This is a genomic window from Imhoffiella purpurea (assembly GCF_000585215.1).
GTDB classification, from domain to species: Bacteria; Pseudomonadota; Gammaproteobacteria; order Chromatiales; family Chromatiaceae; genus Imhoffiella; species Imhoffiella purpurea.
Genome location: NZ_AONC01000055.1, coordinates 1 through 26,023, shown reverse-complemented (window position 1 = coordinate 26,023; position 26,023 = coordinate 1). Strand labels below are relative to the sequence as shown.

Genomic DNA, 26,023 nt, shown 5'->3' with positions numbered 1-26,023 from the left:
TCTTCTGAGGAAAACGGAGTCGTCAGAAGAGATTTCATAACGAATTTATTGCGGTATAATGCACCGCACGAAATTCGTGACAGTGTTTATGGTGGATGTAGCTCAGTTGGTAGAGCGCTGGATTGTGGTTCCAGTGGTCGTGGGTTCGAGCCCCATCGTCCACCCCATTTAGCAGTACGTCGGGTCGTTAGCTCAGTTGGTAGAGCAGTGGACTCTTAATCCATCGGTCGTAGGTTCGAATCCTACACGACCCACCAATAAAAAGAAGGGCTTAGCCGAAAGGCTAAGCCCTTTTTCTTGCCCGCCTCCAAGTCATCCCAGGGATAGCGAGCGTCCGATAGGGCTCGAAAGTGATCAGGCGCACCATGCAAGGGTCTGAAACCGATCGTGCTCCGGGAGGCGGCTTCGGATTCCTTCGCTCGATGGGTCTCGGCTGAAATGTGAATGCTGCTGGCAGGAAGCCCGGCTGGTGGCGATATGCGCGTCCGCGGGTCCTTGACGCTCTGTTTCCCCCTGGCTAATCTGCCGCGAAGCGAGGATGCCTGGATTGGCTCCCGCGACTCCCGATCCACTCTCCTGATTGCCGCCGACACAGGTTCCGCAGACCGCAGGATGCGGGGATGGCGTCGTTGACCATCGCTCCGAGTAGCCAGCGTGTATCCGAAATATTTTGGGCTCAAAGAGCCCAGCTTCTCCATCGCTCCCGATCCCCAATACCTCTATCTGAGCGATCAGCACAAGGAGGCGCTGGCGCATCTGCTCTATGGTGCGGGCGAGGGCGGCGGCTTCGTGCTGCTGACCGGCGAGGTCGGGACCGGCAAGACGACGGTCTGCCGCGCGTTCCTGGAGCAGTTGCCCGAGGCGGTGGACGTCGCGCTCATCCTGAACTCGGCCCAGAGCGCGAACGAATTGCTGCAGAGCATCTGCCAGGAGTTCCGCGTCTCGCTGCCCGATGGGCAGCTGTCGAACAAGGTCCTGGTGGATCGGCTGAACAAATATCTGCTCGAGGCGTATGGTCGCGGCCATCGGCCGGTGCTCATCATCGACGAGGCGCAGAACCTGCGGCCCCAGGTGATGGAGCAGATTCGTCTGCTCACCAACCTGGAGACGACCAAGCACAAGCTGCTGCAGATCTTTCTGATCGGACAGCCCGAGCTGCGGCGGCTGCTCGAGAGCGAACGTCTGCGTCAGCTCAATCAGCGCATCACGGCCCGCTTCCATCTGACGCCCTTGAGTCTCGCGGAGACCGGAGACTACATCCGCCATCGCGTCGCGGTCGGTGGCGTGGATCGTCCGCTCTTCACGGCCGCGGCGATCCGGCTCATCTATCGCTATTCCGGCGGGATTCCGCGTCTGATCAACATCCTGTGCGACCGTGCGCTGCTGGGCGCCTGCGTCACGCGCGCTTCACAGGTGACGCCATCCATCGCGGCCAAGGCCGCTCGGGAGGTACGGGGCGAGACGATGGGCAACGGATCGCTGTCGCTCGGACGTCTGGCACTATTGGCGTCGATCTCCTTCGTGCTGGCGCTGGGAATCGGCTGGGGGACCTTCTACGTCACCGATGGCGACCCGAAAACCCTCGTCTCCCGGCTGGTCGCCGAGGTCGGCTGGACGCAGCCTGCGCCACCGGTATCGCCCTCGGCGCAGGAGTCCGACGCCGAGGCGAGTGCGCTCGATGGGGCTTCGCTGTCCGAGGCGGACGCTTCGACTGAATCGGATGAGCCGGATGCCGCTCCGAACGCGGAGGATGCGCCTTCGGCCGAGCCGGAGACGGCGGCTTTGCCCGAGATCCCGCTGGCCGACTTCTCGCCGGAGAATCTGGATGCCACCCGCGATCGGGTGTCGCTGCCGGAGTCCGATGCCATGCTGCTTCTGCTGCGTCGATGGGGTCTCGAACTCGATACGCTCGGCCCGGGCGATCCCTGTGCCCGTCTGTCGCGTTACGGTTTGAGCTGCGAGCAGGAGAGCGGCAAACTGAGCAATGTGCGGTATTTCAATCTTCCAGCGCTCATGAAGCTCGACGGGGCGGATGCGCGATTCGCCGTCTTGATCGGGCTCGGTGAGCATGAGGCCAGGCTGATGCTTCCCGACGGACCTCGACGCGTTTCGATCGAGGGGCTCGAGCGCGTCTGGAGCGGTGACTATACCCTGGTCTGGCAGACCCCTCCCGGAGGCACGACGGTGATCGGCGCCGGAGCATCGGGCGACGACGTGCGATGGTTGCGGGCGCTTCTGGCCCAGGTGCCGGGTATCGAGATGACGGACCGCGAATCCGGCCGTTACGATGCCTCGCTGATCGCGGCCCTCAGGGCCTTCCAGAATTCGAAGGGGCTCCAGCCCGATGGGCTGGCCGGGCCGAGAACCCTGATCCAGCTGCACCATGCCGTCGCCATGCCCGGCGTTCCTCGGCTCGAGGGTGCGGCCGAGGTCGAGGCGGATAGGGTGGGCGAGTCATGAGCTATATCCTGGAGGCGCTCAAGAAATCCCAGCAGGAGCGCGAGCTGGGCCAGGTCCCGACCCTGGATGCCGGTGGTCTCTTCACCGAGGACAGGGCGCTTCCGTCGAGCAACCATTGGGGTCTGCTCGCGGTCGGTCTGGCGAGTCTCGCCGTGGTGATCGCCTTGTACGCGGCCTTCAGGGCACCTGCGCCTTCCGGGGCGGTTCCAGCCGATCCGTCCGTCTCGGGGAGGGCTTCCGACTCGCTCTCCGAATCCTTGGGGCCGGCTGTTGGAGATGGCGAGCGGTCTTTCCCGGAGACGGGGCTCGCTCCAGCGTCGCCAGCACCCGTTCCGCTGGTGGAGGCCCCCGGCCCCAAGCGTTCGGTTCGGGAGGCGAGATCCTCCGGAGGCGCGGGCTACGGTTCGCCGGACGACTCCGTCCATATCGACGAATACGCCGATGAATCCGTCGATGCAGGGCTGGAAGAGGCGCTGCAACGCCAGCTGGAGGCGGAGACCTATCTCGAGCCGGAGCCGGCTCCCCCCCCGCGTTCCCGGCATCCCAGCGTTCCGCAGGATCTGGTTCAGGACATCGAGGCATTCAAGCAGCAGGTGCGGCGCGAGCAGGGCATTCCTCCGCCGACGCCGCGGCGCGCCGCGGCACGCATACCCGAGGATGCGACCGGCTTGCGTCTGACCGCGAAGCAGCAGGCCATGATTCCGGCCTATCTGATGACGGCCCATGTCTACGACAAGGATCCGGCCAAGCGCTTCGTGGTGATCAATGCACTCAAATATCGCGAAGGGGAGCAGACCCGGGAAGGGTTCTGGGTCGAGCGCATCGATCCGGAAGGGGCCGTTCTGAGCTACATGGGTAACCTCTTCTTCGTCGCCCGCTGATCCGCGTGCTCGAGTCCCGCTCGCAAGGAGCGGACGAAATCCGTAGAGTGCGCGGCTCGATTCCTAGGATCCAGTCTTGGAGCCGCCCCATGAACGAGCAGACGCCGTGCGATACGGACGGCTTTCATCAGCATCTGCACGAGATCCAGGACCTTTTGACACGCCACCGTGTGGTCGAGAGCCTGGAGCATCGTCAGAACATGCCGCGCCAGGCGCTGGTGGAGAGCATCACCCACAAGCAGAACCTGGCCCGTTTGAGCCGCAAGCTCGACCGGCTGCATCCGGCCGACATCGCCCGCATCCTCGAGTCCCTGCCCCTGGAGGACCGCTGGCTGGTCTGGGATCTGGTGCGCGCGGACAAGGACGGCGACATCCTGCTCGAGGTCTCGGACGCGGTGCGCGCCAGTCTGCTGCGGACCATGGATGCGGACGAACTCAAGGCCGTCGCCGAGTCGCTCGACGCCGACGAACTGGCCGACCTGGTTCCGGATCTGCCCCCCGAGATCATCGAGGACGTCTTCGAGTCGCTGGATCAGAAGGAGCGGGAGCAGGTCCGGGCGGCCATGTCCTATCCGGAGGGCACGGTCGGCGCCCTGATGGATTTCGACATGGTGAGGGTGCGCGAGGACGTCACGCTGGAGGTGGTCCTGCGCTATCTGCGCCGCTTCGAGGCGCTGCCGGATCATACCGACAAGCTCTTCGTCGTCGATCGCGAGGAACGGCTGCGCGGGATCCTGACCCTCGAATCGCTCCTGGTCAACGACCCCGAGAGGCAGGTGGCCGAGGTCATGAAGTCGCGCTCACTGGTGACGCTCGGTCCGGACGACGATGCCACCGGAGCCGCCCAGGCGTTCGAGCGCTACGATCTGGTCTCGGTCCCCGTGATCGATGCCGAACGTCGGGTGATCGGGCGCGTGACCGTCGCCGACATGGTCGACCGCATCATCGAGGAGTCCGAGGCCGAGATCCTCGGTCATGCCGGTCTGCGCGAGGAGGAGGACATCTTCGCCTCGGTGGTCCAGTCGGTGAAGAATCGCTGGGCCTGGCTGGCGATCAATCTGGTGACGGCCTTCGTCGCCTCGCGCGTCATCGATCTCTTCCAGGGATCGATCGAGAAGCTGGTGGCGCTGGCCGCGCTCATGCCCATCGTCGCCGGGATCGGCGGCAACGCTGGCAATCAGACCATCACCATGATCGTGCGCGCCATCGCCATGGGGCAGGTCGAACCCTCCGGGATGTGGCGTCTGCTGAGGAAGGAGGCCGGTGTCGCCCTGATCAACGGGGTCGTCTGGGGCGGGGTGGTGGGTCTTCTGGCCTGGTGGCTCTATCGCAGCCCCTATCTCGGGCTGGTGATGACGGGGGCCATGACCCTCAATCTGCTGCTGGCCGCCACGGCCGGGGTGCTGATCCCATTGATCCGTCAGCGTCTGGGGCGGGATCCGGCCCTGGGCAGTTCGGTGCTCATCACCGCGCTGACCGATTCGGGCGGATTCTTCATCTTCCTGGGGCTGGCGACACTCTTCCTGCTGTCATAGAGCCTCCAGCCCCCAGCTGAGAGCCTCCACTCTCCCCGTCGCAACCGTCCGGCGACGGTTGCGTCTCTTGGTGGCGTCAGTCGATGATCTCGGCCTTCTCGATGACGACGTCCTCGACCGGGACGTCCTGGTGGCCGTTGCGGTTTCCGGTCTTGACGTCCTTGATGGCGTCGACCGTCTCCATGCCCTCGACGACGCGGCCGAAGACGCAGTAGCCCCAGCCGTCCTGTCCCGGATAGTCCAGGAAGTCGTTGTTCGAGACGTTGATGAAGAACTGCGAGGTGGCCGAGTGCGGCTCCATGGTGCGCGCCATGGCGAGGGTCCCGGCCGCGTTCTTGAGGCCGTTCTTGGCCTCGTTCTCGATCGGGCTGCGGGTCGGTTTCTGGTTGAAGTCTGCGGTCATGCCGCCGCCCTGGATCATGAAACCCGGGATCACGCGGTGGAAGAGGGTGCCGTCGTAATGGCCGTCGCGGACATACTGCTCGAAGTTGGCGCTGGTCTTGGGGGCCTTCTCGGCGTCGAGCTCGATGAGGATGTCGCCGAGGGTGGTGGTGAGTTTGATCATGGGTTGGCTCCAGGCATGAGCATCGAGGCGGCGCATTCGGCGCCTCTGCTCGCTGATGGTGAAAACTCAGACATGTTAAGGGCTTTGACCGGTGGGGGAAAGGCGCGCAGCGGTTCGTCCGGGGCTTTGCTACCATGATGACTTCGACGTTTGTCCCTCATCGCCAAGAATTTCCGTCCATGCTGCAGATCTACAATAGCCTGACCCGCCAGAAAGATGTCTTCACCCCGATCGAGCCCGGACAGGTGCGCATGTACGTATGCGGCATGACCGTCTACGACTACTGCCACCTGGGTCATGCGCGGGTGATGGTGGTGTTCGACGTCGTCTATCGCTACCTGCGCGCGCTCGGCTACGAGGTGACCTATGTCCGCAACATCACAGACATCGACGACAAGATCATCCGTCGCGCCGCCGAGAACGGCGAGGCATTCACCGAGCTGACCGAGCGCTTCATCCAGGCCATGCGCGAGGACGCCGAGGCGCTCGGCGTGCTGCCCCCGACCCTGGAGCCCTGCGCGACCGGCCACATGGACGAGATCCTGGCCATGGTCCAGACCCTGGTCGACAAGGACATGGCCTATGTCGCCGAGAACGGGGACGTCTACTATGCCGTCGGCCGCTTCCCCGGCTATGGCAAACTCTCCGGCAAGGATCCGCAGGATCTGCGCGCCGGGGCCCGGGTGGAGATCGGCGAGTCCAAGCGCGATCCGCTCGACTTCGCGCTCTGGAAGTCGGCCAAGCCGGGCGAGCCGGCCTGGGAGTCGCCCTGGGGGATGGGGCGTCCGGGGTGGCACATCGAATGCTCCGCCATGAGCACCTGCGCACTGGGTCATCATTTCGACATCCACGGCGGCGGCGCCGATCTCCAGTTTCCGCACCACGAGAACGAGATCGCCCAGTCCGAGGGCGCGACCGGCGAGACCTTCGTCAACGTCTGGATGCACAACGGATTCGTGCGGGTCAACGAGGAGAAGATGTCCAAGTCGCTGGGCAACTTCTTCACCGTGCGCGAGATCCTGCAGCGCTATCAGGCCGAGGAGGTGCGCTATTTCATCCTCACCAGCCAGTACCGCAGCCCGCTCAACTACGACGACGAGAACCTGCAGAACGCGCGCGGCGCCCTGACCCGCATCTATACGGCCCTGCGCGGGCTGCCCGAGGTCGAGCCGGCGTTCGGCGAGGATTACCGCGCGCGTTTCCAGGCCGCGATGGACGACGATTTCAACACCCCCATCGCTCTGGCCGTGCTCTTCGACCTGGTGCGCGAGATCAATCGGGTGCGACCGCTCGATATGGAACGCGCGGCGGCCCTGGGCGCCGAGCTGCGTCGGCTGGGGGGCATGCTGGGGATTCTGCAGGGCGATGCCGAGGTCTATCTGCGCGGCGGTCCGGCGTCGGCCGAGGAGGGTCTCAGCGACGCTCGGATCGAGGCACTGATCCAGGAGCGCAAGCAGGCCCGCGCCGACCGCGACTGGGCGGCGGCCGATCGTATCCGTAAGGAGCTCGCGGACGCCGGCGTACAACTCGAGGACGGTCCGCAGGGAACGACCTGGCGGCGGGCCTCCTGATGCGATAGACCTCGATTGGACCGAGCGCTCGGTCCGCTGGCTGCGATGGGGGCTTCGATGCAAGCGTCTCGCGACGATACCGATTCAACGCTCGACCTGGCCGAGGCGCCCGAGGGTCTCGGCGAGCGCCAGGACGCGCTCTGGATCGAAGTCATCCACAAGATGGACGAGACCTATGCCGACCTGGTGCGCTACCAGGTCGAGCTCGAGGAGAAGAACAGCGCGCTCGAGGCGGCCCATCAGTTCATCTCGAGCGTGCTGGCCTCCATGACCGACGTCCTCATCGTCTGCGACATCGACGGCCGGATCGAGGAGGTGAATCCGGCCCTGGAGAGTCTGTCCGGTCAGCCCGAGTCCGCCCTGATCGGGCGTCCATTCCAATCTCTTCTGACCGCCGAGTGTCTCGATCTGGCCAGCGGCTTCGTCGAGAAGATCCGCAACGACGCGGTACACGACTGCGAGCTGGTGCTGCGCGGCGAACGGGAGGCGGTGCCCCTGGCCGTCAACTGCACCTCGCGCTACGACGCCCGCGGCCGGCTGGTGGGCATGGTGCTGATCGGCCGTCCGGTGGGCGAGCTGCAGCGGGCCTACAAGGCGCTGAATCGGGCGCATGACGAACTCAAGCAGGCGCAGAAGCAGCTGATCAGTGCCGAGAAGATGGCCTCGCTCGGTCGTCTGGTCGCCGGGGTCGCGCACGAGCTCAACAATCCGATCAGCTTCGTCTACGGCAACGTCCATGTGCTGAGCCGCTATCGCGAGCGGATGCGCACCTTCTGCGACGCCGTGGACGCCTCGGATCCGCCCGAGCATCTCAAGGCGCTCAAGGAGGAGCTGCGCATCCAGCGGATGCTCGACGACCTGGATCCCCTGATCAAGGGAACCCTGGAGGGAGCCGAACGGGTGCGCGACGTGGTTCAGGATCTGCGCCGCTTCTCGGGCGGACAGCAAGGCGAGCGCGCGCCCTTCGATCTGGTCCACGTGGTCCGGACCGCCGTGCAGTGGGTGACCAAGGGCAAGCGTCTGGGCGTGCGGCTCGACCTGGATCTGCCCGAGCGTCTGGATCTCTGCGGTCATGCAGGGCAGATCCATCAGGTGGTGATGAACCTGGTGCAGAACGCGGTGGACGCCCTGCTGCAGAGTCCGGAGCCCGAGATCGGCATCCGGCTGGTCCGTTTCGAGCGCGAGGCCGCGCGGGAAACCGGGGCCGCGCGCAGCGGCTGGGTGCGTCTGACCGTCGAGGACAACGGGCCCGGGATCGCGGAGGGCGATCTGCTCAAGGTGTTCGACCCCTTCTTCACCACCAAGCCGGTCGGGCAGGGCACCGGGCTGGGGCTCTCGATCAGCTATGGCATCGTGACCGATCACGGTGGACGTCTGGGCGTCGACAACCGTGCCGAGGGCGGAGCCAGATTCACCATGGAGCTGCCGCTATGAGCGATCCGCTGGACCTGCTCTGGCTCCAGTCCGGGGGCTGCGGCGGCTGCACCATGTCGCTGCTGAACGCCGAGTCCCCCGAGCTCCAGGGGCTGTTCGATGCCGCCGGTCTGCGCCTGATCTGGCATCCGTCCCTGAGCGAGGCGAGCGGGGACGAGGTGCTGTCGCTGCTCGGGCGTCTGGAGCGGGGCGAGCAGCCGCTCGATCTGCTGTGCGTCGAGGGCGCCCTGCTGCGCGGGCCGAACGGGACCGGGCGCTTCCACCTGCTCTCGGGGACCGACCGGCCCATGATCGACTGGGTGCGGTCCCTGGCGCCGCGCGCCCGTTGCGTGGTTGCCGTGGGGACCTGCGCGGCCTATGGAGGGATCACCGCCGGCGGTTCCAATCCCACGGATGCCTGCGGCCTGCAGTACGAGGGCGAGCATCCCGGCGGCCTGCTGGGTGCGGATTTCCGGGCCTCGGGAGGGCTTCCGGTCGTCAACATCGCCGGCTGTCCGGTCCATCCGAACTGGGTCGGCGAGACCCTGGCCGCCCTGGCCATGGATGCGCTCGCCGAATCGGACCTGGATCCCTATCGGCGTCCGCGCATGTTCTACGACCATCTGGTCCATCACGGCTGTCCCCGCAACGAGTTCTACGAGTACAAGGCCAGCGCGCTGGAACACTCGGATCTGGGGTGTCTGATGGAGCATCTCGGCTGTCTGGGCACCCAGGCCCATGCCGACTGCAACACCCGGCTGTGGAACGGTCAGGGGTCCTGCACCCGCGGCGGCTACGCCTGCATCAACTGCACCGCGCCCGAGTTCGAAGAGCCTGGACACGGCTTCCTGCAGACGCCCAATGTGGCCGGAATCCCGATCGGTTTGCCGACCGACATGCCCAAGGCCTGGTTCGTGGCCCTGGCATCGCTCTCCAAGGCGGCGACGCCCGAGCGGCTGAGACGCAACGCCACGGCGGATCATCTGGTGGTTCCGCCCAGGGTTCGGCAGACCCAACAACGCTAGGGAGGCGCTCATGGTCGTTGCGGCCGAATCGTTCGAGCGGATCGACTGAGACATGGGACGACTGGTGGTCGGACCCTTCAATCGGGTCGAGGGCGACCTGGAGGTGCGTCTGGATGTCGCCGACGGGCAGGTCCGCGAGGCCCGGGTGGTCTCGCCGCTCTATCGCGGGTTCGAGCAGATCCTCCAGGGCAAGGACCCCTTCGACGCCTTGGTGATCGTGCCCCGGATCTGCGGCATCTGCTCGGTCTCCCAGTCGGTGGCGGCGGCCTCCGCACTGGCCCGGGCGCAGGGGGTCCTGATGCCGCCGAACGGCGAGCTGGCGGTGAACCTGATCCTGGCCTGCGAGAATCTCGCCGACCATCTCACCCATTTCTATCTCTTCTTCATGCCCGACTTCGCCCGCGAGGTCTATGCGGACGCGCCCTGGTTCCCGCCCTTGGCCGAGCGCTTTCGTGCCGGCACCGGGAGCGCGGCCCAGGAATTCACGGCGGCACGGGCCAGGCTGCAGCATCTCATGGGGTTCCTGGCCGGCAAATGGCCGCACAGCTTGAGTCTCCAGCCCGGTGGATCCACCCGCGCCGTGCAGCCTCAGGAGCGGATGCGTCTGCTGATGATCCTCGCCGGATTCCGTCGCTTCCTCGAGGCGCACACCTTCGGCGATCGGCTCGAGGCGATCGCCGCCCTGCCGGATCGGCAGGCGCTGGCCGAGTGGCGCGTCCGGGCGCCGTCCGCGACGGGCGATCTGCGACGTTTCCTCGAAGTGGCGGACGCCCTGGGGCTCGATCGGCTCGGCCGGGCCACGGACCGCTTCATGAGCTACGGGGCCTTTCCGCTCGGGGACGCGCCTCTGTTCCGGCGCGGGCTCTGGTCCGGCGGTCCGCTGGATCTGAACCTGGACGCCATCACCGAGGATCTGAGCCACAGCTGGATGCTCGGCGGTCCGGAGCCGCTGCACCCGAGCGCCGGGACCACGCTGCCACTGGCGGAGAAGGAGGGTGCCTACACCTGGTGCAAGGCGCCGCGTCTGGATGGGCAGGTCGTGGAGGTGGGGGCGCTGGCGCGGCAGCTGGTCGACGGACAGCCGCTGGTGCGCGATCTGGTCGCGCACTCGGGCGGGAACGTCGCCAATCGGGTCATCGCCCGTCTGGTCGAATCCGCGCGTCTGCTGATCGCCATGGAGGCGTGGGTGCGCGAGTTACGTCCAGGCGATCCCTTCTGCGCCTCGGCGGTCCTGCCGGACGAGGCCCTTGGCGTGGGGCTGGTGGAGGCGGCGCGCGGCAGTCTCGGGCATTGGCTGCGGGTACGCAACGGCCGGATCCTCAACTATCAGATCGTCGCGCCCACGACCTGGAATTTCTCGCCCCGGGACCGTCAAGGCGTTCCGGGGCCGCTGGAGCAGGCGCTAGTGGGGGCGCCGGTGCGCGAGGGCGAGCGCACGCCCGTGTCGGTGCAGCATATCGTGCGCTCCTTCGATCCCTGCATGGTGTGCACCGTGCATTGAGCGTTCGGCGGTGTGCTCAGCCGCCGTTGCGGCAGGCCTTCTCGCAGTCGTGATAGCGGTTGCTGCAATAGCCGTAGAGGTTCTCGGCGCAGGACCACCCGGGATAGCCGCAGTCGTCGCGATCGATCGCCGAGGCGAGACACCAGCGATAGGTTCGGAAGGATGTGTCGTAGCCTGCCTGACACTGGCGATAGTCGTAGCGCGCATCCGCGTCGCACTGCTCCTTGGTCGCACGGCATTCCTCGACACAGGCGATCTCGGCGAACTGCTGGGGAAGCGTCGCGTCCAGAACCAGCGGCTTGGCGCAGCCGCCGAGCAGGATCGCGAGTCCCAGTGCCCCCAGTCGGATGCCGATCCTTCCGGCTGCCGGGCGGGGCAGACCTCGACGACGATTCTCCGGTCTCATGTGCATCACTCCTTCAGGCATCGCTGCTCTGTCCAAGGGGCATCGGGTCCAGGCATCGGGATGGCTATTCGGGGCCGCGAGCCCGGCGCTTCGGCCGAACTTTAGCCGCAATCGCGTCCGTTGTGCACGCCCGAGGATCGCCGGCCACACCAGCGACCGCGATCCATGTACACTCTATAGCCGATCGCTCCATAAGGCTAAGCGGAGAAAGCCCATGTTTCGATTGGTCCTCATCGCCGGTGTGTCCACTTGGCTCGCGGGTTGCGCCCTGCTGCCGCCGAATCATGCCGGCGGCATCAGTACCTCGATCTCTCCCGACGACTATGGCGAGCGTCTGTGCCGGCATCTGGACCTGGAGGACTATTCGGCCTGCATGAGCGAGGTGCTGGAGTATTTCGATCGTCCGCGTCCGAACGAGGAGCCGGGCGACCGTTCGACCGCGGGCCCCTTCGCGGTCATGATGAACGGCGAGGTCTATATCGGCGACTACCGCACGACCCTCCTGAACGCCCGCTTCGACGTCACCAACGGCCGCAACGACTGTCGTGGCAGCTACAACGCCTTCCAGTTCTCGAACGACGCCATCTTCGACGTCTACTGCAGCGACGGTCGCAGCGGCTGGGCCGACATCATCCTCGATCACGACGGCCGCAACGGGATCGGCCAGATCGCGCTCGACGACGGCACCAAGGGCGACATCGTCTTCGGCTACACGGCGCTCGGCCGCGCCGAACCCTATCCCTATCGTCCCTGACGCCTCTGGAGATCCTCACTCCTTGGCGCGCAACTGCTGGGTCAGCTTCTCGAACTCGCGCTGCATCTGCAGATTCCGGAACGGACGCAGCGCCGGGACCTGGCGGTTCATGAGCCCTTCGAGCAGCCTCTGGCTGGACTTGACCAGCCCGACCAGCTCGCCCGAGACGCGCACGGTCTCGTAGGTGTTCCAGGCCGCGGCGATGTCCTTCTCGAGCTCCAGGCGCGCCTGTTCGACCTGGCGCGCCTGGTCCTCGAGATAGCGCCGGTAGACCTGGGCGGCTTCGATGGTCGCCTGCTGGGCCTCCAGATTGCCGGCGAGCAGGTCGCGTTTGTCGGGCGAGGTGTGCATCAGCTCGCGCGTTTCGCCGGCGAGGGTCTGGGCCTGGCGGATGATGGCGTCGATCTGGGGCAGATATTCCTCGCTCACCGATTCCTCGATCTGGATGTGCATGCGCTTCAGCGCCTTCAGCAGCACGACATAGAGCCCGTAGTAGCGGCGCGCGCTCTCCAGGTCCTCTCCGCTCTCCTCGACCAGCCGCTCCAGCTCCAGGGTCATGGACTTGACGTTGTCGAACAGGATGCCGAGATCGACCATGTTGTCGCCGACGACCGTGGTCAGCAGGAAGGCGACCTGATCGTCGTCGAGCTCCATGCCCATGCCGCGCAGCTCCTCGGCGAAGCGGCGCTCGAGCGCCTGGATCTCGGCATGCTTGGCGTCGATCTCCTTCTCGCGAGCGGCGATCAGCCGGTCGTAGTCGTCGACCGTCTTCTGCACGGCCGACTCGGCGGGTGCCGAGACGCGTCTCTGGCGATACTCGGCGATCTCGGCCCGCAGCCCTTCGATCTCGGTCTGCAGCGATTGGATGCGATCCCGGTAGCGCAGCGCGGGCGAGACCGAGAGGATCTCGACCGCCTCGTCCAGCAGGGCGTCGATCTCGGCCTGGTTCGACCGCCGGTCGGAGCCGAGCCAGCTCCGCTCGGGCAGCTCGGCCTGGCGTTCCTCGAGTTCCAAGGCGTCGTCCAATCGCGGAACGCTCTTGTCCCAGACGTATCCGAAGTCGTCCTTGGGACCGAACAGCCGGCGTGCGTCGCTCGCGGTCTGGTTGGCGAAGTCCTTGGAGCGGTTCCACCAATCGTTGGCCGTCTCCTGCGTCTGCTCCCAGATGTCCGGCTCGGACGGTGGTCCTGCCTGGGATTGGCTATGGAAACAGAGCGCCGAGGCGGCGAGCGAGATGGCGAACGGGACGCGTCGGTTCATGGGCTGCATTCTTGGGCTGGATGTCTGAAGTCGTCGGTCGCGTGATGCGGCTATGGTACAGGGATGGGGCGATGGATGCGGGGCCGCGGCCCACGAGAATCCGTCGATGGGCGACAAGCCGTTTGTTTTCGCCGACGCTCTTTGTTAACCTCTCGCGCTGTTTCCGGCTATGCCGAAGCCAATGCGTTATGGTGGCTCGGGCCGGTCCCCTCGCAACGTGAAACCGTGAACCCGGTCAGGCCCGGAAGGGAGCAGCCGCAGCGGTGGAATCGTGTGCCGGGGTGTGGCTGGTGCGGGCCGCCGCCCCACTTCCCTTCGGGAGCGTCGTGAAGCGTTTCCCGTTCCCCTAAGATACGGCCGATCGATCTCGCGCATGTCCTATCAGGTGCTGGCCCGCAAATGGCGCCCCAGATCGTTCGACGACATGGTCGGGCAGCAGCATGTCGTGCGGGCCCTGTCCAACGCGCTCGACCGCGATCAGCTCCATCATGCCTATCTCTTCACCGGCACCCGTGGCGTCGGCAAGACCACGCTCGCCCGAATCCTGTCCAAGGCGCTGAACTGCGAGCAGGGTATCGGATCGCATCCCTGCGGTGTCTGCTCGGCCTGCCGCGAGATCGACGGCGGCCGGTTCGTCGACCTGATCGAGGTCGACGCCGCCTCGCGCACCAAGGTGGACCAGACCCGCGATCTGCTCGACAACGTCCCCTATGCCCCGGCGCGCGGACGTTTCAAGGTGTACCTGATCGACGAGGTGCACATGTTCTCCTCGCACAGCTTCAACGCCCTGCTCAAGACGCTGGAGGAGCCGCCGTCGCATGTGAAGTTCCTTCTGGCGACGACCGATCCGCAGAAGATCCCGGTCACGGTGCTGTCGCGCTGTCTGCAGTTCAATCTGCGCCGGCTGCTTCCCGAGGAGATCCGCGAGCGCCTGCGCCACGTGCTGGAGATCGAGGGGCTCGCATTCGAACCCTCCGCCCTGCCTCTGATCGCCCGGGCCGCCGACGGCAGCATGCGCGACGCGCTGAGCCTGCTCGATCAGGCGATCGCCTTCGGCGGCGGCCGCGTGGCCGAGGACGAGGTCCGGGCGATGCTCGGGACCGTCAGCGGCGATCTGGCGCTGGATCTGCTCGCGGCGCTGGCCGACGCGGATGCGCCCAGGCTCCTGTCCGAGGTCGAGCGGGTGGCGGCCCTGACGCCCGATTTCCCCGAGCTGTTGCGCGAGCTGCTCACCCTGCTGCATCGTCTGGCGCTGATCCAGCAGGTTCCCGATCTGCTGGCCCCGGACGAACCGGATCGGGAGCGTCTCCTGGACCTCTCCGGCCGGATCTCGCCGGAGGACGTTCAGCTCTACTATCAGGTCGTCCTGACCGGCCAGACCGATCTGCCGCTGGCCCCGGATCCCCGAACGGGCTTCGAGATGGTGCTCTTGCGCGCGCTCGCCTTTCGTCCGTCGGATGCGGGTTCTGGACCGAGCGGCGCGGCGCTGGCGCCGCCCGTTTCGACCTCTCGGCCCGAGCGTGCCTCCGGGGCCTCGCATCTCGCCGGTATCCGGTCGCTGGTTTCGGGTTCCGATGCATCCGCCCGGGAGTCTGGGGTCCGCGAAGAGCCTGGATCCGGGCCATCCGGTTCGGTGGCCTCCGTCGCCCCGGTTCGCCAGGAATCGGCCCCGGCCACGCTTGCCTCGGCCGCCGATTGGCAGAAGATCGTCGCCCATCTGTCCCTGGGTGGGATCGCGAGTCAGCTCGCCCATAATTGCGGCTTCGTCGAATGGGGCGAGGGACGCTTGGTGTTGAGCCTGGATCCCTCGGCCGAGCATCTGCGCATCGCCAGCGCCGAGTCGCGCCTGAAAGAGACGCTGGAGCGCCGCTTGGGCGAGTCCTTCAAGCTCGAGATCCAGGTCGTGCGGCCGCAGCAGGAAACGCTGGCCCAGCGCCGAGCGCGCGAGGCCGAGGAGCGCCAGCGCGCGGCGGTGGCGTCCATGGGGGCCGACCCCCATGCCGAGCGGCTGCGCGAGACCTTCGATGCGGAATGGGTGCCTGGAAGCATCCAGCCCAATGCCTGAACGTCTCGGGTGTCTTCCGGTGCGATCCTCATGGTCTCGTGGCCGATCGGCAACCTTGTTTTCTCCTTGCCCTGTCCGCTAGTGTCAGGGCGTTACGGGCTCGAGTGCCCGGATTTCCCACTTAGAGGTAGATATCTATGAAGGCAGGACTCGGTGGCTTGCTCAAGCAGGCTCAGAAGATGCAGGAAGAGATGCAGCAGGCTCAGGCGCGTCTGGCCCAGGAAGAGGTCGTTGGCGAGGCCGGCGGCGGCATGGTGAAGGTGACCATCAACGGTCAGCACCAGATGAAGCGGGTCGAGATCGATCCATCGCTGATGGGCGACGACAAGGAGATGCTGGAGGATCTGATCGTGGCGGCGGCCAATGCCGCGGGTCAGCGGGTTGCCGAGAAGGCCAAGGAGACCATGTCCGAGGTCACCGCCGGCCTGCCGCTGCCTCCGGGGATGAAGCTCCCCTTCTGACTCTACGACGCTCACCGGGCTATCGGGACGGCATCGCGTGGCGGAGCGCTCGCTGCTGAATCAGTTGACCGGCGCCTTGCGATGTCTGCCGGGCGTCGGTCCCAAGTCGGCGCAGAGAATCGCCTTCCATCTGCTCGAGCGCGATCGCGAGGGCGGTCTGCGTCTGGCCCATGTCATGGCCGACGCCATGACCCGGATCGGTCGCTGCCGACGCTGCCGCACGCTGACGGAGCATGAGGTCTGCGCCATCTGTGCCAATGCCCAGCGCGACGCTTCCCTGCTGTGCGTGGTCGAGCAGCCGTCTCAGGTCGTGGCCATCGAGCAGGCGGCCGACTATCGCGGGCTCTACTTCGTCCTGGGCGGACGCCTGTCGCCTCTGGACGGGATCGGACCCGACGAGTTGGGGCTGGGGCAGCTGGAGGATCGGCTCGAGGAGGGGATCGGCGAGCTCATACTCGCGGTCAGTCCGACCGTCGAAGGGACCGTCACGGGCCAGTTCATCGCCGATCGGGCACTGTCCCATGGCGTCCGAGTCACCCGGATCGCTCAGGGCGTTCCGCTCGGCGGAGAGCTGGAATCGGTGGATGGAGGAACGCTGGCGTTGGCCTTCGCCGGTCGGCGCGATTTCTAGCCTTTCACCGGATCCGAGACGTCTTTAACTGGGCGGGGGCCTTGTTTCACGCCTGAGATGTCGATGGGAATTGGGTTCACTGGGGAGGAGAACCTCTATGTCTGACACGATTTTCGGTAAGATCGCCTCGGGCGAGATATCCGCCGACGTTGTTTACGAGGACGAGGATCTGGTCGCCTTTCGCGATATCAGTCCTCAGGCGCCGACCCATATCCTGGTGATTCCGCGCAAGCCGATTCCGACCCTGAACGATGCCTCGCCGGAGGACGCCGAGCTGCTCGGCAGGCTTCTGCTGGCCGCGGCCAAGGTCGCGCAGCAGGCGGGGATCGCCGAGGGTGGCTACCGTACCGTCATCAACTGCAATGCGGGAGCCGGTCAGACGGTGTTCCATCTGCATCTGCATGTGCTCGGCGGACGTCCGCTGCAATGGCCTCCCGGATGAGCGCGCGGCGTTCCGGCCGTCGGCCGGCATGACGCATCTTTTCAGCCGCTCCTGCCGTGCGGCCACTATGATGATGTCCGCACAACAGGTAGGATTAGCCCGGTCGTAGCGCCGCACGCGTTTTCATTCCGTCTTCTACCGTCCGCGCGGTATGCGGCCTTCGGCGGTGCTGTGTCGGATGATCGCGTCTGTGTCATGGGAGAGTCCCGTCGGTGCTTCATCTGCGGCGGGCGGCAAGCGAATCGATTCATCAGGAGATCAGTGGCGATCCTCGCCCGAGTCCACGAACATGGCAGTGAACCAACATAAATCCGTAGCTGAGGCTCACAGACCCTTCGAGCTGAAGGCGGCCAATTTCACCTTGCCGATTCTTCGACTGTTCGACAACAACGTCGAGGCCGTGGCGGCCCGGTTGGGAGCCAAGGTCGAGAAGGCGCCGGATTTCTTCCGCAATACACCCGTCGTCATCGACCTGGGCATGCTTCCGCCCGGCTCGGGGGCCATCGAATTTCCGCTCCTGGTCGGGTTGCTGCGAGGCTATGGGATGATTCCCTTCGGTGTACGCGGTGGCGACAAGGAGCAGAATACCGCCGCCGAAGCGCTGGAATTGGCCATCCTGCGCGAGTCCTACGTGCGTCGCGGCAATGGGGGCGATGAGTCCAAGGGTGGCGATGAGCGCGAAACGGCGGCCGAGGACGAGTCTCGGCCCGCGGCGTCCGAGCCGGCTCAAACCGCGGCTCCGCCTCGCTTGTCCAGCCAGGGCTTCATGTTGGTGAAGCGTCCCGTGCGTTCGGGGCAGCGGGTCTATGCCTCCGGAGGAGACCTTACCATTACCGCGCCGGTCAGTTCAGGTGCCGAGCTGATGGCGGATGGCAACATCCATGTCTACGGTCCATTGCGTGGACGTGCTCTCGCCGGTATGAACGGGAATCTCGAGGCGTGTATCTTCTGTCAGGATCTGCAGGCGGAACTGGTCTCCATCGCTGGGCATTATCGCGTCAGCGAGCATATTCCCATCGAACTGCGCGGCGTGCCGGTCCAGATCTTTCTGGATCAGAAGATCCTGCGCATCGAAAAACTGTAACGATCTCCACTGCCGGGCAACGGAACAGATCCCTTTAAGGAGGGTGTGACTTTGGCGAGAATTATCGTGATTACCTCTGGCAAGGGTGGGGTCGGTAAGACGACCACATCCGCCGCCTTGGCCATGGGGTTGGCGCAACGAGGCAAGCGTACGGTGGTCATCGACTTCGACGTCGGCCTGCGCAACCTCGATCTGATCATGGGCTGCGAGCGGCGGGTCGTCTACGATTTCATCAATGTCATCAACCAAGAAGCGAATCTGAATCAGGCGCTGATTCGCGACAAGCGCTGCGATCACCTCTACGTGCTTCCGGCCTCGCAGACGCGCGACAAGGATGCGCTCACCAAGGAAGGGGTCGGTCGGGTACTCGACGAGCTGTCGCAGAGCTATGATTACATCGTGTGCGACTCGCCCGCGGGCATCGAGCACGGCGCGACCATGGCCATGTATTATGCCGACGATGCCATCGTGGTCACCAACCCCGAGGTCTCCTCGGTACGTGACTCGGACCGGATGCTGGGGATTCTCTCCAGCCGCTCGCGCCGGGCCGAGAACAACGACGAGCCGATCCGCGAGTATCTGCTGCTGACCCGCTACAACGCGGAGCGGGTCGATGTCGGCGAGATGCTGAGCGTCGAGGACGTGCAGGAGATCCTGTCGCTGACGCTGCTCGGGGTGGTCCCGGAGTCCAAGGCCGTCCTCACGGCGTCCAACAATGGTATTCCGGTGATTCTGGATCGCGAGAGCGATGCCGGCCAGTCCTATGCCGACATGGTCTCGCGCTACCTGGGGGAAGAGGTCCCGCACCGCTTCATTCACGCTGAGAAGAAGGGCTTCCTGAGCCGCTTATTCAGAGGGTGATCCATGGGCTTGCTCGACTACTTCCGCTCCAACCAACCCAAGAGCTCTGCCAACGTCGCCAAGGAGCGGCTGCAGATCCTGGTGGCCCACGACCGCGCGACGCGCGGCCAGCCCTCCTATCTGCCGCAGCTTCAGCAGGAGATCCTCGCCGTCATCCGCAAGTATGTGGATGTGGATCTGGATGCGGTCTCGGTGAACTACGAGCAGGAGGATTCGCGCGAGATCTTGGAACTCAACATCGTGCTTCCAGACGTACCCTCAGCGCCGCGCATCTGATCCAGTCAGGAGGGGCTCAGTCGATTCGCGGCTCCGCCGGACTCAATGTCTGGCCAGAAGGCGTTCCAGGATCCCGCGATAGATGGCCGAGAGCCGATCGAGTTCCTGGACGCCGACCCATTCATCGATCTGGTGGATGCTGGCGTTGAGCGGTCCCAACTCCAGCACCTGGGCTCCGGTGGGGGCGATGAAGCGTCCGTCCGAGGTGCCGCCGCTGGTCGAGAGCTGGGTCTCGATGCCGCAGACCTCGGCGATCGCCGCCCGGCTGGCCTCGACCAGCGCCCCGGCCGGCGTGAGGAAGGGGTTCCCGGACAGCCGCCAGCGCAGCTCGTAACGGAATCCGCCCGCGTCCAGGATGCGGTGGATGCGCGTCTTGATCGCCTCCGGTGTCAGCTCGGTGGAGAAGCGCAGATTGAACTGTGCCTCCAGCTCGCCCGGGATGACGTTCTCCGCCCCGGTCCCGACGTTCAGATTGGCGATCTGGAAGCTGGTCGGCGGGAAATGGTCGTTGCCAGCGTCCCAGGTCTCGGCGCACAGCTGCTGCAGCGCCCCGACACAGGCATGAAAGGGGTTGTCGGCCAGATGCGGATAGGCGACGTGACCCTGCTTGCCGTAGACCTTCAGGAAGCCGGAGAGGCTTCCGCGCCGACCGTTCTTGATGGTGTCGCCCAGACGCTCGCGGCACGAGGGCTCGCCCACCAGGGCATAGTCGATCTTCTCGCCGCGCTCCTCCAGCCGCTCCACCACCTTGACCGTTCCCTCGGTCGCGGGACCTTCCTCGTCGCTGGTGATGAGGAAGGCGATCGAGCCCGCGTGATCCGGATGGGCGGCGACGAAGTCCTCGGTCGCCGTGACCATGGCGGCCAGCGATCCCTTCATGTCCGCTGCGCCGCGGCCGTAGAGACGGCCGTCGCGAACGGTCGGGGTGAAAGGGGGGGAGGTCCACTGGTCCAGAGGGCCCGAAGGGACCACGTCCGTGTGGCCGGCGAAGCAGAAGAGCGGCCCCGAATCGCCCCGTCTCGCCCAGAGGTTGCTGACCTCGCCGAAGGGCATGGGCTCGATCTGGAAGCCCAGGGCCGCCAGGCGGTCCGCCATCAGGGTTTGGCATCCGGCATCGGCCGGGGTGACCGAATCGCGCGCGATCAGGTCGCAGGCGAGCGAGAGGGTAGGGGACATCAGGACAGCAGTTCCTCGTATTGGGCCTCGGAGAATCCCAGGTGGCGGGTCTCTCCGGTGTCGAGCAGCGGACGGCGGATGATCGAGGGCTGCTCCAGCATCAGCCGGATCGCCCCTTCCTCGTCGATCCCCTCGCGCACCGATTCCGGCTGCCGGCGCCAGGTGGTGCCGCGCCGGTTCAGCATGGCCTCCCAGCCGAGCTCGGCGACCCAGGCGCGCAGCTGCGGCTCGTCCAGTCCCTGCCTCTTGTAGTCGTGGAACTGGTAGTCGATGCCCCGGGCGTCGAGCCAGGCAAGGGCCTTCTTGACCGTGCCGCAGTTGGGAATGCCGTAGAGCGTCGGCATCAGATGTCGCGCAGCAGCTCGTTGATGCCGACCTTGCCCAGCGTCTTGGCGTCGACCTGCTTGATGATGACCGCGCAGTAGAGACTGTGCGTTCCGTCCTTGGCCGGCAGGTTGCCGGGCACGACCACGGCGCCGGGCGGAACCTTGCCGTAGAGGATCTCGCCGGTCTCGCGGTTGTAGATCTTGGTGCTCTGGCCGATGTAGACGCCCATCGAGATGACCGCGCCCTCGCCGACGATCACGCCCTCGACGATTTCCGAGCGGGCGCCGATGAAGCAGTTGTCCTCGATGATGGTCGGCGCGGCCTGGACCGGCTCCAGTACGCCGCCGATGCCGACGCCGCCGGAGAGATGGACGTTCTTGCCGATCTGGGCGCAGGAGCCGACGGTCGCCCAGGTGTCGACCATGGTGCCCGAATCCACATAGGCCCCGATGTTGACGTAGGAGGGCATGAGCACGCAGCTCGGGGCGATGTAGGAGCCCTTGCGCGCGGTCGCGGGCGGCACGACGCGCACGCCGCTCTCGCGGAACTCGCGCGAGTTGGTGTCGGCGTACTTGGAGGGCACCTTGTCGTAATAGTTGGTGAAGCCGCCCTTCATGAACCAGTTGTCCTCGATCCGGAAGGAGAGCAGCACCGCCTTCTTCAGCCATTCGTTGACGACCCAGTCGCCGTCGCGCTTCTCGGCGACACGAAGCTCGCCGCTGTCGAGACGCTCGATGGTGTCTTGAACGGCGTCACGCACGCGGGTCTCGACGGTACGCGGGGTGATCTCGGCGCGGCGCTCGAATGCCTCGAGGATGATGGATTGCTGGTCTGTCATGTTGGGGTCTGTCCTGTCTAGCGATCTTCTGAATTTTTCGGGGCCCTATTGTAGGGCTATAGACGCTCGATGAAAGCGCGGATGCGTCGGGCGGCATCGACGCATTCGTCGAGTTCGGGCACCAGGGCGATCCGCACCCGGTTCTCGCCTGGATCCGTGCCCTCGACGCGGCGCGACAGGAAGCTGCCGGGCAGTACTGTGACGTTCTCCTCGGCGAAGAGTCGGCGGGCGAACTCGGTGTCCGGGATCGGGGTCTGGGGCCAGAGGAAGAAGCTGGCCTCGGGCGGCGTCAGCGACATGACCTCGCTCAGGATCTCAGTCACGGCAGCGATCTTCTCGCGATAGAGACGGCGGTTCTCCACCACGTGCGCTTCGTCGCTCCAGGCCGCCACGCTCGCGCTTTGCACCGGCAGCGACATGGCGCAGCCGTGATAGGTGCGGTAGGAGAGAAAGCCCTGGATGAGCTCGGCATCGCCCGCGACGAAACCGGATCGTAGCCCGGGCGCGTTCGATCGCTTGGAGAGGCTGTTGAAGACGATGCAGCGATGGAATCGCTCGTTGCCCATCGCGGCTGCGGCCTGCAGTAGCCCGGTCGGGGGCGCGGATTCGTCCAGATAGATATCGCCGTAACATTCGTCCGAGGCGATGACGAAATCGTGCCGATGGGCCAGCTCGATCAGCCGGGTCAGGGTGTTCCGGTCGAAGACCGCGCCGGTCGGGTTGCCCGGCGAGCAGATGTAGAGCAGCTGACAGCGATCCCAGGTGGCCGTGTCGATGGCCTCGAAATCCGGGATGAAGCCGTTGGCTGCCTCGCAGGCCAGATAGCGCGGTTCCGCGCCGGCCAGCAGGGCGGCGCCTTCGTAGATCTGATAGCAGGGGTTCGGCATCAGTACCAGAGGGTCGCGCGAGGGGTCGACGACCGCCTGGGCGAAGGCGAACAGTGCCTCGCGGGTGCCGTTGACCGGTAGGATCTGGCGGTCTGGATCGACCGCGAGCTCGACGCCCTGGAAGCGCCGTTTCAGCCAGGTGGCGATCGTCTCGCGCAGCTCAGCCGTTCCGCGGGTCGTCGGATAGGACGAGAGCCGATGCAGGTGGGCGATGAGCGCATCGGCGATGAGGCTCGGTGTCGGATGCTTGGGCTCGCCGATGTGCAGCCCGATGGGGTCCAGGTTGCGCGGCGGATCGATGCCCTGCTTGAGCGCGGCGAGTTTTTCGAACGGGTAGGCTTGGAGTCGCCCGAGGTCTGGGTTCATGGTGTCGTCGATGTGCGGCGGGACACCCTCGGCTCAGGCTGGAAGGGCGTCCATGTGGATCGACCGCTGATTATACGATCAGCGGCCTCCTCGGGGAGACCGCTTCTCAGTCGCCAGTTTTCACTCTGGGATGAAGCGTTGCAGCGGTGGCTCGATCGCATTCGCGAACCCCGATAGAAGCGCATCCTTCTCCTTCAAATCCTCCTCTAGGGGTGCCGCAATCGTCAGGCGCACCAGGGCACCGTCGGTGCGATTGCGTGTGAGCGCATCCCAGAACAGATACCACTTCACCAGATACTCGTTCGTCATCACCCGTCCGCGTTGCTGGAACCAGTAATAGACCAGCAGACGCTCATCCCCCATCTGGATCAGCGAGCGGTTCACCCTCAGCGGCTGGCCATCGACACCTGGCCCTGGGATCTCACGTTGAGAGAAGTCCTCGATCCGCCAGCCGCCACCGGGCAGACAGCTCTTCGGTGAGTGTACCGAGGCTCCCTTACGCTGCGACGCATAATAGGCCACGTAGAGATTGATCGAATCGCCCGCTTGATTGCGATAGTCCGACATCAGATAGTCATCGAACTTCAGCGCATCGATATAGATCTGTTCGAGCCGGCCGCGCTGACCACGCCACTCGCCGATATCGCCGGGAAAGAAGACCAGATCCGGCCGCTGGGGCGCCACGTCCTGGCGCTCCGGCAGCATGAATGAGAGCAGGGCCACCGCGACCAGCAGCGGCAGCACGGCGTAGACCGACCAGGGCACGCGTCGATGTTCCACCCGGGCCGAGTCAGGGATGGGCTCTGGCCCATCGATCGTAAATGCCTCGCTGAAGGACGATCGATCCGGGCCGATCCTCGCCAGCAGCCACATCTCCAACACCAGCAGCACCGAGCAGGCCATGAAGACGACCCAGCCCTCGAAGTCGTGCAGAAAGCCCTCCGCCATGTCGATCCCTTGGTAGTGCACCAGAATCCCGATCACGCCGATCCGAAAGCTATTCATCAGGACCGTGATCGGCAGCGTCGAGAAAAAGAGCACCGCCTTCTTCCATAAGGCGCCTCGGAACAGAATCGCCGCGATGAACCCCAAGGCGGACAGTGGAAAGAGATACCGCAGCCCGCTGCAGGCCTCGACCACCTGAAGTTGATAGTGGCCGAGATCGATCACATTGCCTTCGAGAAAGACCGGGATGCTGAAGAGCCGGATGAGAGCGACACCCCACTCGGAGGAGGTCAGCTGGAGCTGGGAGGAGAGGTTGTTGTACAGAAAGCTGGGCAATGGAACGCAGAAGAAGAGAAGCAGATAGGCCGGCAGAATGATTCGGAATGCCTTCCACCCCATCCAGGACAGCAGGACACCGCCAAGTGCCGCCAGGAAGCCGTACTGGATGACCGTATAGAGTGTGCCAAGCTCGCCAGCGACGTATAGGAATAGCCCGAAAGCCGTCAACATCACCCCTGTCCAGCTTGGCTGGAAGGGCGTTTGCGCGAGTAGCGCGGAGCGCTGCCAGACGAGAAAGGCCGCCACGGCCGGCAGCATGTAGCCGTGGCTATACTCTTCGCTGCTCCAGGCGTTGAGCATGCCGGCCAGTCCCGTGGAGAAGATCATGAGCAGGAGTCCGATGGCGGCGGCCAGGAATCCCCAGGGCCAGATATGGCCCGCCCAACGCGTGGTCAAAGGCGGCTGCATCTCGTGACTCCTTGCGGCTTCGATCATGAGGACACCCGCTCGTGCGGAGGGGTATTATCTCGGAGATGCTGCCATGATACAGAGGAGCCGCGCAAACAGCGCACCGTGTTCGGCCGATATCGCTTGGGCGGTTCTTCCAGCAGTCGAGCGACGAAGTCGAGCTTTCCAGGCTTGCTAATACGCTCCCCCTCCTAGATTCATCTCCACGCCGGACTGCTCCCTGCCTGACCCAATTAAAGGCATTGACAGTCCTTGTGTTTGGCTCTTTACTGGCTTTCACAGATTGAACGCCTGCCGACGCGCCCCGCGCGCTCGGCATGGCGGTAGCGTGCCTGATGACGACTCGGTGCCCCTGTATTGACCGACGACATCCACTACAAGCTGCTCAAGCTGCTGCAGGAGCAGCCCAACATCAGCCAGCCGGAGCTATCCAATGCCTTGGGCGTGGTCTGCCCAGAGAGCTGGGTAAGGCGAACTACTGCATCAAGGCACTCCTCGAGCGTGGCTGGGTCAAGATGGACAACTTCAGAAACAGCCGCAACAAGCTCGCCTACGCCTACCTGCTGGCGCCGCAAGGCCTCGAGCGCAAAGCGACGATCGCCGTTCGCTTCTTGAAGCGAAAGACCGCCGAGCTCGCGGCCCTCGAGCAAGAGATCGAGCAGCTGCGTGCGGAGGTCGCGCAACTGCCGGCTGCACAACGGACGACAAGCCCCGATCACGACAGCTGAGGCCATGAAAGCCTGGTACCTGATCTATACCAAGCCCCGTCAGGAAACGCTCGCGGACGCCAATCTGCAACGCCAGGCCTTCGAGACCTACCTCCCTCTCTACACCCGTGTCGCCAAGCGTCGCGGAGCCTGGAAAGAGACCCTCGAGCCACTCTTCCCGCGCTACCTCTTTCTGCGCCTCGATCCCAATCATCAATCGGTCGCGCCCATCCGCTCGACTTTCGGTGTGACCGCCCTGGTCACCTTCGGACATCGCCTGACATCGGTCCCAGGTCCGGTCATCGAGACACTTCGCCGCAACGAAGATGCGCACCGGCGGGGGCCGCAATCGCCGCCACGCCACGACTTTCACGCAGGCGACAGCGTGGCCGTTACAGCTGGCCCATTCGCCGGGCTTCAAGGGATCTTCCAGACGTCCTGTGGAGATGAGCGCGTCGCCATCCTGATCGACGTGATCGGACGAGCGACGCGCGTCGTGCTGCCAGGCTCGAGTGTCGCGCTGGCGTGACCAAGGGCGCCACTCCTGAACAGCCTGCTCGGCCCCGAGCGCTAAGCGCCCCAAGCTCATCAATATCAAAGGCTACGCTCAAAGACGCCCAATCCGGCCCGACCTTGGTCAGCCGCCCATCGCCAGCCCAAGCCGCGCGGCGTGGGCCACAAAGATGGCTCCAATGAGTCGCACCGACGAGGTGGGAGCGCCGCCCCGGCGCGACCGACGACCGTTCGATCGGGTGCGGCCTCCGCATGATGTCCTCAGCAGCAGCATTCAGCGCCAAATTGATCGATTTTCTCCCAGAACTGAGTCCAACGTCCGGTGG

The 26,023-nt window shown here is 65.2% G+C and carries 25 protein-coding genes, 2 tRNA genes, 1 other RNA gene and 1 pseudogene; 21 read left to right on the top strand and 8 right to left on the bottom strand.

Going from position 1 to position 26,023, the window contains the following annotated elements; translation table 11 throughout:
• The first annotated feature begins 91 nt into the window (after positions 1-91).
• From D779_RS16515 to mgtE, 5 genes are all read left to right on the top strand, one after another.
• A tRNA-His gene (locus D779_RS16515) sits at positions 92-167 on the top strand.
• A 14-nt stretch (positions 168-181) separates the two neighbouring features.
• Positions 182-257: transfer RNA gene (locus D779_RS16510), tRNA-Lys, on the top strand.
• Between the two features lie 397 nt (positions 258-654).
• Positions 655-2,460 (top strand): ExeA family protein, encoded by a 1,806-nt coding sequence (locus D779_RS16505; RefSeq protein ID WP_043756170.1) that lies wholly within the window; start codon positions 655-657, stop codon positions 2,458-2,460.
• Positions 2,457-3,341 (top strand): general secretion pathway protein GspB, encoded by an 885-nt coding sequence (locus D779_RS16500; RefSeq protein ID WP_043756168.1) that lies wholly within the window; start codon positions 2,457-2,459, stop codon positions 3,339-3,341. The genes D779_RS16505 and D779_RS16500 overlap by 4 nt, the downstream gene beginning before the upstream one ends.
• Positions 3,342-3,430: 89 nt before the next feature.
• Complete coding sequence (mgtE, locus tag D779_RS16495) at positions 3,431-4,876, top strand: magnesium transporter (RefSeq protein WP_043756167.1); 1,446 nt, start codon at positions 3,431-3,433, stop codon at positions 4,874-4,876.
• Between the two features lie 76 nt (positions 4,877-4,952).
• Here mgtE and D779_RS16490 read toward each other — a convergent pair whose 3' ends face one another.
• A complete protein-coding gene (locus D779_RS16490; protein WP_043756191.1) occupies positions 4,953-5,441 on the bottom strand; it encodes a peptidylprolyl isomerase in 489 nt (162 codons plus the stop codon).
• 179 nt (positions 5,442-5,620) lie between these two features.
• Here D779_RS16490 and cysS point away from each other — a divergent pair, with 179 nt between their 5' ends.
• Genes cysS through D779_RS16470 form a run of 4 tightly spaced genes read left to right on the top strand, consistent with a single transcriptional unit; the run spans position 5,621 to position 10,951 of the window.
• Entirely contained in the window at positions 5,621-7,012 is a 1,392-nt protein-coding gene (gene cysS / locus D779_RS16485) for a cysteine--tRNA ligase (protein WP_043756165.1), read from the top strand.
• A gap of 57 nt (positions 7,013-7,069) precedes the next feature.
• Positions 7,070-8,446, top strand: coding sequence for a sensor histidine kinase (locus tag D779_RS16480; protein ID WP_043756163.1), 1,377 nt, complete (start codon positions 7,070-7,072; stop codon positions 8,444-8,446).
• Positions 8,443-9,450, top strand: a complete 1,008-nt coding sequence (locus D779_RS16475; protein WP_043756160.1) for an NADH-quinone oxidoreductase subunit B family protein — start codon at positions 8,443-8,445, stop codon at positions 9,448-9,450. The genes D779_RS16480 and D779_RS16475 overlap by 4 nt, the downstream gene beginning before the upstream one ends.
• A 52-nt stretch (positions 9,451-9,502) precedes the next feature.
• Positions 9,503-10,951, top strand: coding sequence for a nickel-dependent hydrogenase large subunit (locus tag D779_RS16470; protein ID WP_043756159.1), 1,449 nt, complete (start codon positions 9,503-9,505; stop codon positions 10,949-10,951).
• Between the two features lie 16 nt (positions 10,952-10,967).
• Here D779_RS16470 and D779_RS16465 read toward each other — a convergent pair whose 3' ends face one another.
• Positions 10,968-11,357, bottom strand: coding sequence for a hypothetical protein (locus tag D779_RS16465; protein WP_043756158.1), 390 nt, complete (start codon positions 11,355-11,357; stop codon positions 10,968-10,970).
• 214 nt (positions 11,358-11,571) lie between these two features.
• On the opposite strand from D779_RS16465, the gene D779_RS16460 reads away from it, so the two are divergent.
• Positions 11,572-12,111: a hypothetical protein gene (locus D779_RS16460; RefSeq protein WP_043756156.1), complete on the top strand. Its 540-nt coding sequence runs from the start codon at positions 11,572-11,574 to the stop codon at positions 12,109-12,111.
• A gap of 15 nt (positions 12,112-12,126) precedes the next feature.
• Here D779_RS16460 and D779_RS16455 read toward each other — a convergent pair whose 3' ends face one another.
• Entirely contained in the window at positions 12,127-13,371 is a 1,245-nt protein-coding gene (locus tag D779_RS16455; RefSeq protein ID WP_043756155.1) for a hypothetical protein, read from the bottom strand.
• A gap of 199 nt (positions 13,372-13,570) precedes the next feature.
• On the opposite strand from D779_RS16455, the gene ffs reads away from it, so the two are divergent.
• From ffs to minE, 8 genes are all read left to right on the top strand, one after another.
• An RNA gene (gene ffs, locus D779_RS21820) (signal recognition particle sRNA small type) lies at positions 13,571-13,667 on the top strand.
• A 77-nt stretch (positions 13,668-13,744) separates the two neighbouring features.
• Complete coding sequence (gene dnaX, locus D779_RS16450; protein WP_043756153.1) at positions 13,745-15,436, top strand: DNA polymerase III subunit gamma/tau; 1,692 nt, start codon at positions 13,745-13,747, stop codon at positions 15,434-15,436.
• Between the two features lie 137 nt (positions 15,437-15,573).
• The gene (locus D779_RS16445) at positions 15,574-15,897 is read left to right on the top strand and encodes a YbaB/EbfC family nucleoid-associated protein (protein ID WP_043756152.1); all 324 of its coding nucleotides are present in this window, start codon (positions 15,574-15,576) and stop codon (positions 15,895-15,897) included.
• 37 nt (positions 15,898-15,934) lie between these two features.
• Complete coding sequence (recR, locus tag D779_RS16440) at positions 15,935-16,528, top strand: recombination mediator RecR (RefSeq protein ID WP_043756150.1); 594 nt, start codon at positions 15,935-15,937, stop codon at positions 16,526-16,528.
• 97 nt (positions 16,529-16,625) lie between these two features.
• The gene (locus D779_RS16435; protein WP_043756148.1) at positions 16,626-16,970 is read left to right on the top strand and encodes a histidine triad nucleotide-binding protein; all 345 of its coding nucleotides are present in this window, start codon (positions 16,626-16,628) and stop codon (positions 16,968-16,970) included.
• A gap of 289 nt (positions 16,971-17,259) precedes the next feature.
• Positions 17,260-18,054, top strand: a complete 795-nt coding sequence (gene minC / locus D779_RS16430) for a septum site-determining protein MinC (protein WP_043756146.1) — start codon at positions 17,260-17,262, stop codon at positions 18,052-18,054.
• Between the two features lie 51 nt (positions 18,055-18,105).
• Positions 18,106-18,915: a septum site-determining protein MinD gene (minD, locus tag D779_RS16425; protein WP_081763563.1), complete on the top strand. Its 810-nt coding sequence runs from the start codon at positions 18,106-18,108 to the stop codon at positions 18,913-18,915.
• 3 nt (positions 18,916-18,918) lie between these two features.
• A complete protein-coding gene (gene minE / locus D779_RS16420) occupies positions 18,919-19,191 on the top strand; it encodes a cell division topological specificity factor MinE (protein WP_043756142.1) in 273 nt (90 codons plus the stop codon).
• A 42-nt stretch (positions 19,192-19,233) separates the two neighbouring features.
• On the opposite strand, the gene dapE is transcribed toward minE, so the two are convergent.
• The 5 genes from dapE to xrtD all read right to left on the bottom strand — a co-directional run bounded on the left by dapE (position 19,234) and on the right by xrtD (position 24,504).
• Complete coding sequence (dapE, locus tag D779_RS16415; RefSeq protein WP_043756140.1) at positions 19,234-20,367, bottom strand: succinyl-diaminopimelate desuccinylase; 1,134 nt, start codon at positions 20,365-20,367, stop codon at positions 19,234-19,236.
• Positions 20,367-20,711, bottom strand: a complete 345-nt coding sequence (locus tag D779_RS16410) for an ArsC family reductase (protein ID WP_043756138.1) — start codon at positions 20,709-20,711, stop codon at positions 20,367-20,369. Before D779_RS16410 ends, dapE begins: the two co-directional genes overlap by 1 nt.
• Positions 20,711-21,532 carry a 2,3,4,5-tetrahydropyridine-2,6-dicarboxylate N-succinyltransferase gene (gene dapD / locus D779_RS16405; RefSeq protein ID WP_043756136.1) on the bottom strand — a complete coding sequence of 274 codons (822 nt, stop codon included), beginning with the start codon at positions 21,530-21,532 and terminating at the stop codon, positions 20,711-20,713. Before dapD ends, D779_RS16410 begins: the two co-directional genes overlap by 1 nt.
• 56 nt (positions 21,533-21,588) lie before the next feature.
• On the bottom strand, positions 21,589-22,785 hold the full coding sequence (gene dapC / locus D779_RS16400; protein WP_043756134.1) for a succinyldiaminopimelate transaminase: 1,197 nt from the start codon (positions 22,783-22,785) through the stop codon (positions 21,589-21,591).
• A 120-nt stretch (positions 22,786-22,905) separates the two neighbouring features.
• Positions 22,906-24,504, bottom strand: a complete 1,599-nt coding sequence (gene xrtD, locus D779_RS16395; RefSeq protein WP_081763562.1) for a VPLPA-CTERM-specific exosortase XrtD — start codon at positions 24,502-24,504, stop codon at positions 22,906-22,908.
• Positions 24,505-24,834: 330 nt separating this feature from the next.
• On the opposite strand from xrtD, the pseudogene D779_RS23225 reads away from it, so the two are divergent.
• From D779_RS23225 to rfaH, 3 genes and pseudogenes are all read left to right on the top strand, one after another.
• Positions 24,835-24,885 (top strand): annotated as a pseudogene (locus tag D779_RS23225) (hypothetical protein); the annotation flags it as partial.
• A 20-nt stretch (positions 24,886-24,905) separates the two neighbouring features.
• The gene (locus D779_RS16390) at positions 24,906-25,205 is read left to right on the top strand and encodes a MarR family EPS-associated transcriptional regulator (protein ID WP_332307775.1); all 300 of its coding nucleotides are present in this window, start codon (positions 24,906-24,908) and stop codon (positions 25,203-25,205) included.
• Positions 25,206-25,209: 4 nt separating this feature from the next.
• Entirely contained in the window at positions 25,210-25,713 is a 504-nt protein-coding gene (gene rfaH, locus D779_RS16385) for a transcription/translation regulatory transformer protein RfaH (protein WP_043756132.1), read from the top strand.
• Positions 25,714-26,023 lie beyond the last annotated feature (310 nt).